At 70.6% G+C, this 14,886-nt stretch carries 19 protein-coding genes; 10 read left to right on the top strand and 9 right to left on the bottom strand.

Annotation, left to right across the window (positions count from 1 at the left end; all coding sequences use genetic code 11):
* Window positions 1-75: 75 nt before the first annotated feature.
* The 5 genes from AB5J50_RS38020 to AB5J50_RS38000 all read right to left on the bottom strand — a co-directional run bounded on the left by AB5J50_RS38020 (window position 76) and on the right by AB5J50_RS38000 (window position 3,762).
* Window positions 76-213: a hypothetical protein gene (locus AB5J50_RS38020; protein WP_369263194.1), complete on the bottom strand. Its 138-nt coding sequence runs from the start codon at window positions 211-213 to the stop codon at window positions 76-78.
* An 82-nt stretch (window positions 214-295) separates the two neighbouring features.
* A complete protein-coding gene (msrB, locus tag AB5J50_RS38015) occupies window positions 296-703 on the bottom strand; it encodes a peptide-methionine (R)-S-oxide reductase MsrB (protein ID WP_327432551.1) in 408 nt (135 codons plus the stop codon).
* A gap of 47 nt (window positions 704-750) precedes the next feature.
* Window positions 751-2,136 carry a UDP-N-acetylmuramate--L-alanine ligase gene (gene murC, locus AB5J50_RS38010; protein ID WP_369263192.1) on the bottom strand — a complete coding sequence of 462 codons (1,386 nt, stop codon included), beginning with the start codon at window positions 2,134-2,136 and terminating at the stop codon, window positions 751-753.
* A 224-nt stretch (window positions 2,137-2,360) separates the two neighbouring features.
* On the bottom strand, window positions 2,361-2,834 hold the full coding sequence (locus AB5J50_RS38005; protein WP_327432549.1) for an indole-3-glycerol phosphate synthase: 474 nt from the start codon (window positions 2,832-2,834) through the stop codon (window positions 2,361-2,363).
* 133 nt (window positions 2,835-2,967) lie between these two features.
* Window positions 2,968-3,762, bottom strand: a complete 795-nt coding sequence (locus AB5J50_RS38000) for a pyrimidine reductase family protein (RefSeq protein ID WP_369263190.1) — start codon at window positions 3,760-3,762, stop codon at window positions 2,968-2,970.
* Between the two features lie 37 nt (window positions 3,763-3,799).
* On the opposite strand from AB5J50_RS38000, the gene zapE reads away from it, so the two are divergent.
* The 5 genes from zapE to AB5J50_RS37975 all read left to right on the top strand — a co-directional run bounded on the left by zapE (window position 3,800) and on the right by AB5J50_RS37975 (window position 8,493).
* On the top strand, window positions 3,800-4,900 hold the full coding sequence (gene zapE, locus AB5J50_RS37995) for a cell division protein ZapE (protein ID WP_369263188.1): 1,101 nt from the start codon (window positions 3,800-3,802) through the stop codon (window positions 4,898-4,900).
* Window positions 4,901-5,034: 134 nt separating this feature from the next.
* Window positions 5,035-5,373, top strand: coding sequence for a hypothetical protein (locus AB5J50_RS37990; protein WP_369263186.1), 339 nt, complete (start codon window positions 5,035-5,037; stop codon window positions 5,371-5,373).
* 70 nt (window positions 5,374-5,443) lie between these two features.
* On the top strand, window positions 5,444-6,022 hold the full coding sequence (locus AB5J50_RS37985; RefSeq protein ID WP_369263184.1) for a carbonic anhydrase: 579 nt from the start codon (window positions 5,444-5,446) through the stop codon (window positions 6,020-6,022).
* Window positions 6,023-6,030: 8 nt separating this feature from the next.
* Window positions 6,031-7,506 (top strand): SulP family inorganic anion transporter, encoded by a 1,476-nt coding sequence (locus AB5J50_RS37980; protein WP_369263182.1) that lies wholly within the window; start codon window positions 6,031-6,033, stop codon window positions 7,504-7,506.
* Between the two features lie 90 nt (window positions 7,507-7,596).
* Complete coding sequence (locus tag AB5J50_RS37975; protein WP_369263180.1) at window positions 7,597-8,493, top strand: slipin family protein; 897 nt, start codon at window positions 7,597-7,599, stop codon at window positions 8,491-8,493.
* 100 nt (window positions 8,494-8,593) lie between these two features.
* Here the strand turns inward: AB5J50_RS37975 and AB5J50_RS37970 are convergent, their stop codons facing one another.
* Window positions 8,594-9,025, bottom strand: a complete 432-nt coding sequence (locus AB5J50_RS37970) for a hypothetical protein (protein ID WP_369263179.1) — start codon at window positions 9,023-9,025, stop codon at window positions 8,594-8,596.
* Between the two features lie 1,037 nt (window positions 9,026-10,062).
* On the opposite strand from AB5J50_RS37970, the gene AB5J50_RS37965 reads away from it, so the two are divergent.
* Together AB5J50_RS37965 and AB5J50_RS37960 are read left to right on the top strand one after the other, a co-directional pair.
* The gene (locus AB5J50_RS37965; protein WP_369265619.1) at window positions 10,063-10,923 is read left to right on the top strand and encodes a polysaccharide deacetylase family protein; all 861 of its coding nucleotides are present in this window, start codon (window positions 10,063-10,065) and stop codon (window positions 10,921-10,923) included.
* Between the two features lie 31 nt (window positions 10,924-10,954).
* Window positions 10,955-11,143: a hypothetical protein gene (locus tag AB5J50_RS37960; protein ID WP_369263178.1), complete on the top strand. Its 189-nt coding sequence runs from the start codon at window positions 10,955-10,957 to the stop codon at window positions 11,141-11,143.
* Here the strand turns inward: AB5J50_RS37960 and AB5J50_RS37955 are convergent.
* Window positions 11,135-11,806: an ABC transporter gene (locus tag AB5J50_RS37955; protein ID WP_369263176.1), complete on the bottom strand. Its 672-nt coding sequence runs from the start codon at window positions 11,804-11,806 to the stop codon at window positions 11,135-11,137. The genes AB5J50_RS37960 and AB5J50_RS37955 overlap by 9 nt on opposite strands.
* On the bottom strand, window positions 11,803-12,771 hold the full coding sequence (locus AB5J50_RS37950; protein ID WP_369263174.1) for an ATP-binding cassette domain-containing protein: 969 nt from the start codon (window positions 12,769-12,771) through the stop codon (window positions 11,803-11,805). The genes AB5J50_RS37955 and AB5J50_RS37950 overlap by 4 nt, the downstream gene beginning before the upstream one ends.
* A 103-nt stretch (window positions 12,772-12,874) precedes the next feature.
* Between AB5J50_RS37950 and AB5J50_RS37945 the strand changes: the two genes are divergently transcribed.
* The gene (locus AB5J50_RS37945) at window positions 12,875-13,594 is read left to right on the top strand and encodes an aminoacyl-tRNA hydrolase (RefSeq protein ID WP_369263172.1); all 720 of its coding nucleotides are present in this window, start codon (window positions 12,875-12,877) and stop codon (window positions 13,592-13,594) included.
* A 6-nt stretch (window positions 13,595-13,600) separates the two neighbouring features.
* Window positions 13,601-13,801 carry a hypothetical protein gene (locus AB5J50_RS37940; RefSeq protein ID WP_369263170.1) on the top strand — a complete coding sequence of 67 codons (201 nt, stop codon included), beginning with the start codon at window positions 13,601-13,603 and terminating at the stop codon, window positions 13,799-13,801.
* Window positions 13,802-13,810: 9 nt separating this feature from the next.
* Here AB5J50_RS37940 and AB5J50_RS37935 read toward each other — a convergent pair whose 3' ends face one another.
* The gene (locus tag AB5J50_RS37935; protein ID WP_327432535.1) at window positions 13,811-14,389 is read right to left on the bottom strand and encodes a TetR/AcrR family transcriptional regulator; all 579 of its coding nucleotides are present in this window, start codon (window positions 14,387-14,389) and stop codon (window positions 13,811-13,813) included.
* A gap of 87 nt (window positions 14,390-14,476) precedes the next feature.
* Between AB5J50_RS37935 and AB5J50_RS37930 the strand changes: the two genes are divergently transcribed.
* Window positions 14,477-14,848: a DUF4267 domain-containing protein gene (locus AB5J50_RS37930; RefSeq protein WP_369263168.1), complete on the top strand. Its 372-nt coding sequence runs from the start codon at window positions 14,477-14,479 to the stop codon at window positions 14,846-14,848.
* Window positions 14,849-14,886 lie beyond the last annotated feature (38 nt).

The following is a 14,886-nucleotide window of genomic DNA, read 5'->3' as shown; positions in this document are numbered from 1 at the left end:
GACGGGCGGGGCGCGGACTACCGGAGGGATTGGATGGGCGTCCACTCGGCCCGGATCGCGGACCTTCGACCCACCTCAGTCAATGAAGCGCTCCGGCAACTTCCCCGACTGCTCGCGCAGCGACAGGTAACGGCTTTCAAAAGCTGCGCGCGCCTCAGGCAGGACGATTTTGTAAGTCCAGTCCTTGTGCAGCTTGCTGAGGTTTTCTGCCATCAACTCCTCGTACGGGCGCCCGGGATTCTCCCACCAGTAGAGATGGAAGAACGGCCCGGTCAGGCCAACGATGAAGCCTGCGTCAGTCCTCGTCCGGCGTCAGCCGCAGCGAAATGCTGTTGATGCAGTAGCGCTGATCGGTCGGGGTCGCATACCCCTCCCCCTCGAACACATGCCCAAGGTGCGACCCGCACCGCGCGCACCGCACCTCCGTCCGCACCATCCCGAGCGTCCGGTCCTCGATCAGCTCGACCGCGTCGGTGTCCTTCGGGTCGTAGAAGGACGGCCAGCCGCAGTGCGACTCGAACTTCTCCGTGGACGTGAAGAGTTCGGCGCCGCAGGCACGGCAGGAGTAGACGCCCTTGGCCTTGGTGTCGGTGTACTGACCGGTGAAGGCGGGCTCGGTACCCGCCTTCCGCAGCACCGCGTATTCGGCCGGGGTCAGCTCCGCGCGCCACTGCTCGTCCGGCTTTTCGATGTCGTACGACATGAAGCTCAACCCCTTAACACAGCTGAGGAAGCTCACAAGAGCTACGGCTACTTGGACAGGCGGGTCAGGATCTCGGGGCCGAGGTCCGTGACGTCGCCCGCGCCCATGGTGAGAACCAGATCACCGGGCTTCGCCATTCCCGCGACCACGGAGGGAACCTCGGACTTGTCGTGGACCGCCGTCACGTCCGCGCCCGCCGCCCGCGCCGCCTCGATGATCAGCTCGCTCGTGACGCCCGGGATCGGGTCCTCACGGGCCGGGTAGATGTCCAGGACGACCGAGGCGTCCGCCAGCGACAGGGCCTCGCCCATCTCCTTGCCCAGCTCCTGGGTGCGGGAGAACAGGTGGGGCTGGAAGACCACGAGGATGCGGCCGGAAGCGCCCGCACGCATGGCCTCCAGGTCTGCCGTCATCTCGGTCGGGTGGTGCGCGTAGGAGTCGATGACCTGGACGCCCGCCTCCTCGCCCTTCAGCTGGAGGCGGCGCTTCACCCCCGTGTAGGAGGCGAGCGCGGGGGCCAGCTGGTCCGCCGGGATGCCGAGCGCCACGCCCGCCGCGAGGGCGGCCACCGCGTTGTGCGCGTAGTGGCGGCCGGGCACGGAGACCGCGAAGGTCAGCTCCGAGCCGTCCAGGAGCACCGTCACCTCGCTCTTCAGACCGTGCGGAACCACGGAGAGCACACGGACGTCGGCGTCCGCCGATTCGCCGTACGTCACCACGCGGATGTCATCGGGCAGGCGCCGCGTCAGCTCGCGCGCGCCCTCGTGGTCGGCCGAGATCACCAGCATGCCGCCGGGGACGATCTTGCCCGCGAACGTCTCGAAGGACTCGTAGATCTCGTCCATGGACGCGTAGTTGGCGTGGTGGTCGAGCTCTACGTTGAGGACGATCGCGACCTCGGGCGCGTACTTGTGGAAGCTGCGGTCCGACTCGTCGGCCTCGGCGACGAAGATGTCGCCGTCGCCGTGCAGGGCGTTCGAACCGGGGGCGTCGAGGTCGCCGCCGATCGCGTACGACGGGGACAGGCCCAGGGAGGAGAGCGAGACCGCCAGCATCGACGTCGTGGTCGTCTTGCCGTGGGTGCCGGCGACCGCGATCGGGCGCAGGCCGTCCATCAGCCGGGCGAGGGCGTCCGACCGGTGCACGACCGGGATGCCGAGCTCCGCCGCGCGGGCCAGCTCCGGGTTGTCCGCGCGGATCGCCGAGGAGACCACCACGCAGGTGGCATCGGAGGCGAGATGGTCGGCCGCGTGCCCGATGTGCACCGTCGCCCCGAGCGCCCGCAGCGCCTCGGCAGTAGCCGACTCCTTCGCGTCACTGCCCGCCACCTTGGCCCCGCGCTGCGCGAGAATCTTCGCAATACCCGACATCCCGGCGCCGCCGATGCCGATGAAGTGCGGTCGGTCCATGGCGGTAGGAAGGCCGGGTGCCATGCGCGTTTCTCCCAAGATCCGTACAACGATGAGCGCGCCCAAGCAAAAGCACGCGCCCCCAGCCTATTCCGTACGGCAACCAACCCCCGCAGGGGACGCGTACAGCCGCGCCCTTAAGGGGCGCGGGGAACTGCGCGACCAGCCACAACGAACCCGCACCCGACAACCCAGAGCAACCAACACGGCGCCCGCGGCCAAGCCCAGCGGCAGCGGCCCCGCAGCGATCACGCCTTGCTGTGCGAGAACAGCTTCAGCACCGGCACCCCCACCTTGTGCCGCGCCCGCGAGGCCCAGTCCCGGTGGAAGAACTCCTCCACGTAGTGGGGGTCGGTCAGCACGATGACCTCGTCGGCGTTGATCTCGTCGACCAGGGACTTCAGCGCGTCCAGCGGATGGTCCTCGATGAGCCGGCCCACCGCCTGGCTGCCCGACGTGTGCAGGGCCTCCAAAGACACCTCCAGCGCCTGCACGCCGAGCGCCGCCGCGTCCGCGCCCTCCGGGGTCTCCCGCTCGCGCGCCGCTTCGTCCAGCTCACCGAGCGCGACGTCGTCGATGGCCCGCAGCAGCCGGTCCGCCTGGTCGCCACGGGGCTGGAGCAGCACGTGGAAGGCGACCGTCTCGTCACCGTGCAAGGTGGTGACGAACTCCACGTCGGCGGATGTCAGGGCCTTCTCGATCATCAATACGCTTGTGAACACGACAGGCGCCCTTCTCCTCCGTGGGCCGTCCGTAGGCCCCTGCGGAAACCATCCTGCCCCGAGACCGCACGGGGTCTGCGAGATTTAGTGTGCCGAGTGGAAGATAAGCGGAATGGGGTATTCCGCCGACTTGTCACGACCGACGGTATCGGGTGTAGAGGAACCCGGCCTCCTCCAGCAGGGACACGAGTTCGAACCGCTTCGGGACCGCGATCGAGGGCCCTCCGGCGATGCGCTGCGCGTCGCCCGCGGTGAGCAGGGGGGACACGGTCAGACAGAGCTCGTCGAGCACTCCGGCCGCGACCAGCTGGCCCAGCAGCCGGGGTCCGCCCTCGGTCAGCAGCCGGGTGAAGCCGAGGTCCCCGAGGGCCCGTACGGCGCGGGCGGGGTCCACACCCGTCCCGTCCCCGGCGATCACCACCTGGGCGCCCGCCTTCTCGGCCGCTTCGACCCGCTCCGGAGGGGCCCCGGCACCCGTCAGCACCAGCGTGGGCACCAGGGGCGAGGTGAAAAGCGGAAGCGAGAAGTCCAGGTCGAGGCTCGCGGTCACCACCGCGATGGCGGGCGCGGGGCCCTGTCCGGCGGCCTCCCGGAGCGCCGCGAAGGCCTCACGCGCACGTGCCGGACGGTAACCCTCCTGGCGTACCGTTTCCGCGCCGACGATCACGACATCGGCGAGCCCTCTCAGCACCCCGAAGATCCTCATGTCGGTGTCGCTGGAGATGGGCTGCGAGCGGCCCTCGTGCTGGCCCGCGCCGTCGAGCGTGGACACCATGTTGGCGCGCAGCCAGAGCCCGCTCACCGAGGGGTAGGCGTACACCTCCGCCAGCTCCGGGAGCCCCCACTCGCGGTCCGTCACATCCGCCCCAGGGGCCCCGCCCGAGGCCTGGGCTGCTGTTTCGTAGGTCACAGGGAACAGGCGTCGCATGACGTGCAGTGTGGCACGGCCCTTAGAGTGGGGAACCGTGTCGTCCTCCACCACCGCCTCCGGGATCGACCCGATAGCCGAAGCGGCCCCGCTGTCCCTGTCCGCCCGCGAGCCGTACGTCCCCGCCGACCGGCTCGTCGCCGAGATGGTGCCGCCGCCGCGCTTCGACTCGGTCCGCTTCGCCACGTACATCCCGGACCCGAACCAGCCCAGCCAGACCGAGGCCGTACGCGTCCTCGAAGGCTTCGCGAGCGGTCTCGGCGGGGCGCACGCCATCGGCGGCGGCAAGCGCCGGCTGTTCGGCTTCGGGAAGGCCCCCAAGTCGTCCCCCGCCGGTCCCCGCGGCGTCTACCTGGACGGTGGCTACGGCGTCGGCAAGACCCATCTGCTGGCCTCCCTGTGGCACGCGACTCCGGCGGAGCCCACGCTCAAGGCGTTCGGCACCTTCGTGGAGCTGACGAACCTGGTCGGCGCGCTCGGCTTCCAGAAGACCGTGCAGACGCTGTCGGGGCACCGGCTCCTGTGCATCGACGAGTTCGAGCTGGACGACCCGGGCGACACCGTCCTCGTCTCCACCCTGCTCGGCAAGCTGGTCGACGCGGGTGTCGCGCTCGCGGCGACCTCGAACACACTGCCGGGCAAGCTCGGCGAGGGCCGGTTCGCCGCCGCCGACTTCCTGCGCGAGATCCAGGGCCTGTCCGCGCGCTTCAGGCCGCTGCGCATCGATGGCGAGGACTACCGCCACCGGGGGCTGCCCGAGGCCCCGACGCCGTTCTCCGACGAGCAGGTCACGAAGGCGGCGTACGCCACCGACGGCGCGTCCCTCGATGACTTCCCGCATCTGCTCGACCACCTGGCGCGCGTCCACCCCAGCCGGTACGGCGCGCTGACGGACGGCGTCCGGGCCGTCTGCCTCACCGATGTCCAGCCGGTCCCGGACCAGTCGACGGCGCTGCGGCTCGTCGTGCTCGCCGACCGGCTGTACGACCGTGAGGTGCCGGTCCTCGCCTCCGGAATGCCCTTCGACAAGCTCTTCAGCGAGGAGATGCTGAACGGCGGCTACCGCAAGAAGTACTTCCGCGCGATATCCCGGCTCACGGCGCTGGCGCGGGACGCGAAGAAGCTCGTGAAGAGCTGATTCAGGCCACTCCCCCCTCCCGTTTCAGCTCCTCTTCACAGTGAAACGTTGAGTTAACCCTGCAAACAACTCGCCACGTTATTCTGTGAGTCGACCTTGAATGCAGTGGTGGATGAAGTGCCGGAGGGGGGCACATGTTACGTGGCACGACGGCCCGGACCCTGTTCGTGGTACTCGCCGCCGTCCTGATCGCCCTGCAACTCTTCGCTCCCACCGAGTCGTTCGCGTCCGCGCACAAAGGCGAGGTCGCCTCCTGCGCCGAGGCCGAGCATCCGCAGAAGGTGGCCCCGCCGCTGGGTGCCCGCCGGCATGTCCGTGACGAGGACCTCGTACCGGAGACGCCGGCCCGCGCCCTGCTGGCCGGCGATCCCGCGGCCACGTATCCGCCGGCCTCGCTCACCGCCGCGCACCCCCGTACGTCGAGAGCCTCAACGGCCTTGTCCCCCGCGGGACTTCAGGTCTTCCGCTGCTGAGCGGAGCGCGTCCCCCCACGCTCCGTTTCGTAAGCCGACGCGCCCTCAGGGCGCGCCAGGAGGAACTGACATGCAGCCCCTCATCGACCATGCCCGCTCCTTCGGCCGACGGCCCGAGGATTTCGCCTCGCTCGCCCAAGGCCAGTCCCCGCAGGTCCTGTTCGTCACCTGCTCCGACTCCCGGGTCGTCCCGGCCCTGATCACCGGCGCCCGCCCGGGCGAGCTCTTCGAGCTGCGCACCGCGGGCAACATCGTCCCGCCGTACGTCTTTGGCCGGCCGACCTCCGAGGCGGCCACCGTCGAGTACGCGGTGGACGTGCTCGGCGTCACCGAGATCGTGGTCTGCGGCCACTCGCACTGCGGCGCCGTGGGCGCGCTGGTGCGCGGCGAGGACCTGACCGCCGTACCGGCCGTACGCGACTGGCTCGCGCAGGCCGGAACCCCGTCCGAAGCGCCGGACGACGACCCGGCCGTAGCCGAGGCGGTGCAGAACCATGTCCTCGCGCAGCTGCTCCGGCTCCGTGCGTACCCGTGTGTGCGACGGGCCCTGACGGCAGGTCAACTGCGCCTGCACGGCTGGTACTACGAGGTCCACACCGGCGCCGTACGCGCGCACAGCCCCGACACCGACTCCTTCGAGGCGCTGTGAGCCGCGCGATGACCCTCTCCCCTCTCACCAGCCGACTCCCCCACCTGCGGCAGGACTTCGCCGCGTCGATCGTGGTGTTCCTCGTCGCCCTGCCGCTGTGCGTGGGCGTCGCCGTCGCCTCCGGCGTTCCGGCCGAACTCGGCCTGGTCACCGGCATCGTGGGCGGTCTCGTCACCGGGCTGATGCGCGGCAGCAGCCTCCAGGTGTCGGGGCCGGCCGCGGGGCTGACCGTGCTGGTCTTCGAGGCCGTACGGGAGTACGGGCTCGCCGTCCTCGGAGTCGTGGTGCTCACCACGGGCGCGCTCCAACTCCTCATGGGCGCACTGAAGTTGGGGCGCTACTTCCGGGCGATCTCGGTGGCTGTCGTCGAGGGCATGCTGGCCGGGATCGGGCTCGTGCTGATCGCGGGCCAGCTCTACTCGATGGCGGGCCTCAAGGCTCCGGCGTCCGGGCTCGACAAGCTCACCGGGCTGCCGGAGGCGGTCGCCGACGCGGCCCGGAGCGCCGAGGCACTGGCCTCGGCCGGGCTCGGGGCGGGCACGGTCGCCGTACTGGTCCTGTGGAAGCGGCTCCCGCGGCGCGTGCGTACGGTGCCGGGGGCGCTCGGCGCGGTCGCGCTGGCCACTCTCGCCACGTCGGCGTTCGGGCTGCCCGTGGCCAAGGTGGAGGTGCGGGGGCTGGCCGGCTCCGTCCAGCTGCCCTCCCTCGACGCCTTCGGCGAGCTCGCGCACGTCGGTGTGCTCGGCACGGTCCTCGCCTTCACTCTGATCGCCTCCGCGGAGTCGCTGTTCAGCGCGGCGGCCGTGGACCGGCTGCACGACGGGCCGCGGACGGAGTACGACAAGGAGCTGATGGCGCAGGGCGCGGGCAACACGGTGTGCGGGCTGCTCGGCGCGCTGCCGATGACCGCCGTGATCGTACGCAGCGCGGCGAACGTCCAGGCGGGCGCGCGGACGAAGGCGTCCCGGGTGCTGCACGGGGTGTGGCTGCTGCTGTTCGCGGCGCTGCTGCCCGCCGCTCTCGGCGTCATTCCGCTGCCCGCCCTCGCCGGCATCCTGGTGCACGCGGGCTGGAAGCTGATCCCGCTGCGCGAGATCGCCGCGCTGTGGCGTGCGCACCGGGGTGAGGCGCTGATCCTCGTCGTCACCGCGGTGTCGATCGTCGCCGTCAGCATGTTCGAGGGCGTCCTCGTCGGGCTGGCGCTGGCCGTCGCCAAGACGGCCTGGGAGGCCTCGCATGTGCGCCTTGAGGTCATGGACAAGGGCGCCGGGCCCGTTCAGGCGTATCTCTCGGGCAACGCGACCTTCCTGCGGCTGCCGAAGATACTCGACAGCCTGGAGGCACTGCCGCAGGACCGGCCGGTCGAGCTGGACCTCTCGGGTCTGCACCACCTCGACCATGCGTGCCGGACCGCGCTGGAGAACTGGTCGGCGCGGCACAGCGCGGCGGGGATCGAGCCGGTGAAGGTCACAACAGGGGCCTGACCTGGGGCCGGGTCCGCCTCATGGCGGGCCCGGCCCTGCGACGTAAAGTGGACGTACTAGACATAATGGGCGGCTCGAAAGGTGGTCGTCATGCTCGAAGAACTCCTGGTCGCGGGCGTGGCAGCCGGTACCGCAGGGTTGGTTTACCTCGCGGCGGCGGCCCGGGTCGTCAAGCAGTACGAGCGCGGTGTGGTCTTCCGGCTGGGACGTGTGATGGGTGTCCCGCGCGCTCCGGGGTTCACCCTGATCGTGCCCTTCGTCGACCGGCTTCGTAAGGTCAACATGCAGATCGTGACGATGCCCGTGCCGGCTCAGGAGGGCATCACGCGGGACAACGTCACCGTCCGGGTCGACGCGGTCGTCTACTTCAAAGTGGTCAACGCCCCCGACGCGGTCATCCAGGTCGAGGACTACCGCTTCGCGGTCTCGCAGATGGCACAGACCTCGCTGCGGTCGATCATCGGCAAGAGCGATCTGGACGATCTGCTGTCCAACCGCGAGAAGCTCAACCAGGGCCTGGAGCTGATGATCGACAGCCCGGCGATCGGCTGGGGTGTGCAGATCGACCGCGTCGAGATCAAGGACGTATCCCTGCCGGAGACGATGAAGCGGTCGATGGCCCGGCAGGCCGAGGCCGACCGTGAGCGGCGCGCCCGGGTCATCAACGCGGACGCGGAGCTCCAGGCCTCCAAGAAGCTCGCGCAGGCGGCCGAAGTGATGTCGGAGCAGCCCGCCGCGCTCCAACTGCGGCTGCTGCAGACGGTGGTGGCGGTCGCGGCAGAGAAGAACTCGACGCTCGTACTCCCGTTCCCCGTTGAGCTGCTGCGGTTCCTGGAGCGGGCCCAAGTCCCACCGGCTTCGGTCCAAACGGGTCCCCCGGCGGTCGAACAGGCGCCGCACCAGGCAGCTCCCAAGGGCGACGGACACAAGAGCAGCACTCCCGAAGAGAGGGACGAAGGGAAGGACGAACCCCAGGACACCAGGTGACGCCACGACACAAGTGGTCCCGAGCAGCTCTCGCTGCGCGGGACCACTGGAGAAGGCACAACTGGCCTTGCCGAGACGATTCGCCGTCGATGTTCAAGCGTCAGCCGCGGCCGCCGCCGTGCCCACCGCCGCCGTAACCTCCGTTGCCGCCGCCGTAACCTCCGTTGCCGCCGCCATAACCTCCGTTGCCGTAGCCACCGTGGTCGCCACGCCCGTTGTCGTACCCACCGCGGTCGCCACGCCCGTGGTCACGCCCGTTGTCGTACCCGTACCCACCGCGGTCGCCACGCCCGTGGTCACGCCCGTTGTCGTACCCGTACCCACCACGGTCGCCACGGCCGTAGTTGTTGCACCAGTCGTCGTTGTGACCGCGCCAGTTGTTGTAGTCGTTGTCCCAGCAGTAGTCGGACGAGTGGTGGTCCGAGTGGGAGACACTGTTGGCGCTGGCTATGCCGGCTCCGCTAAAGGCCAGAGCCAGGGCAGCGAACCCGCTGGCGGCCAGCCGGATGATCCTGGATGTCGTAACCCGCATGATGCTTTCCCTTCCCGGGAGCGTGGACGGGCGCGGGCCCCGCACAACGTTCGCGGGGTCCGATTCATCGACCTTGAAGGGGGGGTCCGGTTCATCGACTGTGAAAGTGAGCGGGAGTTCCCGCCGTCGACTCACGCGCTGTATGCGCGGCATCGGGCCCGCCCGGGCTGCCCAGTGCAGCAGACCCCGCGGCGGAGCATCCGTCCGTCGGACGTTCGACGGCCAGGTGACCGTCGAACGGAATGTTCAGATTGTTCGTCTCTCACCAGGCAAAAGACGGGACATTTCGTTCAATCCACATCCAAACTAGGCATACGCATAGATGGAAGTCAAGCTGAACAGGTACCCCACTGTCGCACCTGACGAAACCCGTGGCACCATGCGCAACTCTTATTCACCGTGGAGCAATTGGCGCCCGCTTCGCATCGCATGATCGCGTGTTCGACGCCGGGGAGTGCCCCGGCACGCCGACTGCCGACGTGAGTGCATGACCACCGCCAACCCGGCGAAAAACACGCGATGTTGCGACCGAGCGCCCCACCCCCGCCACGCGCACATCCACCACCCGCACCCGCACTCTCGGCTCGAACTACCCTTTCTCATAGCAGAGTTGGAAGCCGCCGAAGAAACCAGCACGACACGGGAGTTGACCGGCGGGCGCACGCCGCGCCCGACGGCGGGCCGGCCCGCCATCGCCCCTCCCTCCCGAGCCCACCCCAATTCACACAATTGATCGACGCACTCGCCACCGATCCGCTCACCCGGGAAGCCCGGACGCGAGTAGCGGATCCGAGCCGCCCGGCGCACCATCGAGGGAGACGGCCGGAAGACCAAGGGCACGGCTCCCGCCTCCCCGACCTGCGAGAACGCCGATGGACTTCGACGTGGAGGAGAGCCGCAAGAGGCGGCTGCTCGCGTGGTCACCTGCCCGCAGAGCGCCGAGGCGGCTCTAGGCGGGTGACTTCGGGACCGGTTGTGCGCGGCACGTGCGCAAGAGGGGCAAATAGTCACTTTTCCGCGGATATCTTCATCGGGTGATCATTCCTGTCATTCCTGTACGACGATTCGCCGTGACCTGTGCCCTCGGCACCCTCGGCGTCGCGCTCGCCGCCTGTGGTGCCCCCGGCACCCCGCACGCCGCCCGCCCGGGGCACTCCGCGTCCGCCAGTGCCGCGCCGTCGCGGCCCCCGACACTCGCCCCCGGTCCCGCCGGACTGACCCCCGTCTTCAAGAACGGCCCCCGGACGCCGGACAAGACCGTCGCGCTGACCTTCGACGCGGACATGACCGCGGATCAGGGGGCACGGGCGGCGGCCGGGGAGCACTTCGACAATCCGAAGCTGATCGCCACGCTGCGTGGGTTCAAGGTGCCGGCCACCGTGTTCATGACGGGGCGATGGGCCGACGAGTATCCCGAGGAGGCCAGGGACATCGGGCGGGACCCGCAGTTCGAGGTCGCCAACCACTCGTACAGCCACTACGCCTTCACGAACGACTGCTACGGGCTGCCGACCGTGCCAAAGGACAAGATGCGGGCGGACGTGGAGCGGGCGTACACCGCGTTCAAGAAAGCGGGGGTGCCCCATGCGATGCCGTACTTCCGTTTCCCGGGCGGGTGTTACGACCGGACGGCGCTGCGGGCACTGAGCGCGGTCGGCGTGACCGCCGTGCAGTGGGACGTGGTGAGCGGGGACGCGTTCGCGACGGACGCGGATGCCGTGGCCCGGCAGGTGCTTGAGGGCGTGCGGCCCGGGTCCGTCGTCGTGATGCACTGCACGCAGAGCGCTGCCCCGGCGACCGAGGAGGCGCTGCGGACGATCATCCCCGAGCTGCGCGAGCAGGGGTACCGGTTCGTGAAGGTGTCCGAGCTGATCGGGCGGGCGGCGGGCCACCGCTGAGCGGCTCGGCCGCCCGTCCTACCCTGGAGCCATGAGCGACTACTGCGGCACCGGGGCGGATCCGGCACCGGCACCGGCTTCCTCCCCGACGGACGGCCCCCCGTTCGCCGAGTGCGTGCTGTGCCGGAAGCCGACCGAGTACCCGGAGTCGCACAAGGGGATCACGTTGTGCCCCGTCTGCGAGTGGCAGGAGGCACAGCGCACCGCCTGCTCAGGCTGACCGTCGTGTGGTGAGCGCGCAGGCAGCGGCGATCGCGGCCGCCGTGAGCAGTGCGGCGGCCGCCAGGGGCAGCAGCGGTACGGGGACCCTGCCCGCCTGGGAGCCCGTGATCAGGTCGGTGAGCGCGGCGTGGGCCGGTGAGCCCGTCACCACCAGGGCGAGCAGTGCCGCGAGCAGCATCGCGGGGACCGCGCGGCCCGGTGAGCGCAGCAACGGCCAGGTCGTGAGCGCGCCGACGGCCGTGCCGAGCAGCGCGCAGACGAGCGCCGCGAGGAGCCCGGCGCCGCCCGCCGCGAGCACCGGCACCCGCTTCTGGTGGTCCGTACTCGTGGGATCGCTGATCACCGTGACGACCAGTGCCGCCGCCGCCCCGATGAGCACGGCCGCGCCGAGCGCGACGCCCAGACAGGCGAGGTGCGCGCGCCCCGGCCCGACCGCCGCGCCCACACAACTGCGGGCCGCGGGCGGCTCGTTGGTCGCGCAGATCCGTACCAGCCAGGCGGCGACGGGCAGCACGGCCGCCGCCGAGTAACCGAGCGAGTCGAGCACCGGCTGACCGCTCTGCACACCGATCGCGAGGAACGCCGCGTACAGGATGAACGGCGGCAACCAGCGCTGGGAGCGCAGGAGCAGGGCGGTCTGGTAGCGGAGCAGGGCGGTCATCGGCGGCTTTCGCTTTCGAGCGGGCGTACGGCGTTGGCGGAGCTCTCGGCGCTGCCGAAGGACTCGGAGCTCTCGGAACTCTCGGAGCTCTCGGAACTCTCGGATGAGTCCTTCGGGAGTGGCCGGTGCACGCTCACCACATGCCAGGGCGGCCGTTCGCCCAGCAGTGACCTGAGCAGCACGTCGGAATGCGACTCGGGGACGGTGAAGCGTGTCGTCGTCCCGGGTGCGGTCCGCTCGACGGACGTCGACAGCCCGGCTGCCTGGGCGGGCGGCTCCGCGTCCGGCGGGCCTTGGGCCTCGACAACGACGTGCGGTCCGGGCGCCACCGATGTGACCTGCTCCGTACGGCGGTTGAGGGATCCCCCGGTCACCGCGTACGTGGCGTCCGGCACCCCCGCCAGACGCCTCGGGTCGTGGTCGACGAAGACCACGGCGACCCCGGCGGCGGTGCGTTCCGCGACGGCGCGTTCCAGTTCGGCGCGGGCCGCGGTGTCGAGGCCGGTCCAGGCCTCGTCGAGGACGAGGAGGTCGGGATCGGCGAGCAGGGCCTGGGCGACGGCGACCTTCTGGCTGCTGCCCTTGGACAGCTCCGCCATGGGCGTACGGGCGTACGCGGCGGCGCCGAGCCGCTCCAGCCATGCGTCGGCGGCGCGGGCGGCGGCCGTACGGGACAAGCCGTGGACCGCGCCGAGGTGGGTGAGGTACCCGGTCGCGGTGAAGGGGAGCGCGGCCGGGAAGCGCTCGGGGACGTACGCCGTGCGCGGGCGCCCGGCGATCCGGCCCTCGGTGGGCGCGTCGATCCCGGCGAGGAGGCGCAACAGGGTTGATTTTCCGGTGCCGTTGGCGCCCTCGACACGGGTCAGAGTGCCGGGGGCCAGGGTGAGGTCGATGCCGCGCAGCACCCAGGGGCCGTGCAGTCCGTAGCGGCGGCCGACGCCCTCCAGCCGTAGATCGTCTCGCATGGGGACCATCCTCTCCCGGGCGGACGGGCGCCCGGGGGCGAATGGATCTTCCGCCCGGCGGACTCCCGGAGGGACGGATCTTCCGCCTGGCAGACTGGAGGGCGTGAGCAGCGACCCGATCCCCGCAGGCGACAGCCCCTTCCGTTCCGAGCGCACCGCGCGCGACGAGGCACCTCAGTTCGTGCTGCCTCTGGTCGTCCGTATCGAGAAGGCCGCTCCTCCGGCGCGTACCGACGCGCTGGAGACCGCCGCCCGCGCCGTGCTGACCGTCCTCAGCGACGAGCGGTCGCGCGGGGACGGGGAGTGGGCCCAGGCGATGCGGGACTGGCAGGACGCGCGGATCCGCAAGGTCGTACGACGGGCGCGGGGCGCCGAGTGGCGGCGGGCCGAGGCGCTGCCCGGGATCACGGTGACCGGGAAGTCCGCCGAGGTGCGGGTCTTCCCGCCGGTCCCGCTGGACGGCTGGCCCAAGGACCTGGCCCGGCTCCAGGTCTCCGGCACGGACCTCGACGACCCGGAGCCGCCGGTGGACGCCGACCTGACGGCGCCGGTGCTGTGGCTCAACCCCGACCTCGGCATGTCGGCCGGCAAGACGATGGCACAGGCGGGCCACGGCGCCCAACTGGCCTGGTGGGAACTGTCCGACGAGGAGCGCGCGGCCTGGCGCGACGAGGGCTTCCCGCTCGCCGTGCGCACCGCCGACCCGGCCCGCTGGCGTGAACTCACCACCTCCGGGCTCCCGTTGGTCCGCGATGCGGGTTTCACGGAGATCGCGCCGGGCTCGTGCACGGTGGTCGCGGACCATCCGGCACTGCGCGGCTGACCCGCCATGAGCAGCGCCGGTCGCCCGGAGCCCGGCATGCGCCGGCTCACCCTCGAACTTCCCGCCGAACTCGTCGAGTGGATAGCGGGGTTCGCCGAGATCTCCCACCGAACCGTGGAGGACGTGGTGCGCCCGCTCATCGAGGAGGAGCGGGCCCGCGTCGAGGCCGGCTGGGGCACCGGTTCCGGCGCCGGCGATCCCCGATGAGCGGGGCGGTTACGCGGCCTGGGCGAAGTGCCCGATCAGCAGGGACAGGCGGCGGGCATGGCCCTCGCGGGGGAGGCGTCCGCTGCGCATCAGCGTGACGAGGCCGTGCAGACCGCTCCAGAAGGTCTCCGTGAGGATGCCCGGGTCGTCGTCGCCCGCGAACGGCTGGACGGCCTGGCACAGCTCGCCGAAGGCGTCCCACAGGGCGGGGGGCGCCTCGGCGGTCGCGAACGGCAGGTCGACGGCGTGGGTGAACATCACGTCGTACAGCGCGGGGCGCCGCTCGCCGAAATCCGCGTAGGCCGCGCCGACCGCGGCAAGGGCAGCACCGGGATCGGGCGCCGACGTGCGGGCCGCACGCAGCTCCTCCGCCAGCTCGGCGCAGCCCTGCACCGCGACCGCCGCCATGATGGCGCCCTTGCCCTTGAAGTGGCTGTACAGCACGGGCTGGCTGTACTCGATCTCGGCGGCGAGCCGTCGTGTGGTCACCGCGTCCCAGCCCTCGGCCTCGGCCAGTTCACGCGCGGCTCTGATGATCAGCCGCTCACGCTCCGCCCGTTCGCGCTCTCGGCGCGTCTGGATCGACATGACCGTGATTCTAGCACCGCTAGCGTTCATGTCGACGCTATGCTAGCTTCGCTCCTGTCCCTAGCGCTGCTAGCAAGGAGATCCGACGTGCTTACTCCCACCGCCTACGGCCTTGCCATCGTGCTCGACCTCCTCGTCCTGTTCATCGGCGCGCGGTTCCTGCTCCAGCCGGTGCCCGCCGCCACCGGCTACGGCGTTCCGGCCAAGCCGCACGGCGACGTCGCCTACCTGGAGATCAAAGGCCTGCGCGACACCACCTTCGGCGTCATGGGGCTGGCTCTGCTCGCCTTCGCCGGCGCCACCGCCGAGGCGTGGTTCATGCTGATCGTGGCGCTGGCACCGCTCGGCGACACACTGATAGTGCTGCGCCACGGCGGCACCAAGGCCGTCGCTTTCGGGATCCACTTCGCCACCGCCGCGGTCGTCCTCGTCAGCGCCGCACTGCTCCTCGCGGCCTGAGAAGGCACCCGGGCTAGGCTTTTCCCACAGGCACGAAC

It is taken from the genome of Streptomyces sp. R35, from assembly GCF_041053035.1.
GTDB lineage: Bacteria > Actinomycetota > Actinomycetes > Streptomycetales > Streptomycetaceae > Streptomyces > Streptomyces lutosisoli.
The sequence above is the reverse complement of the archived record's forward strand: the minus strand, read 5'-3'. Positions and strand labels throughout refer to the sequence as shown.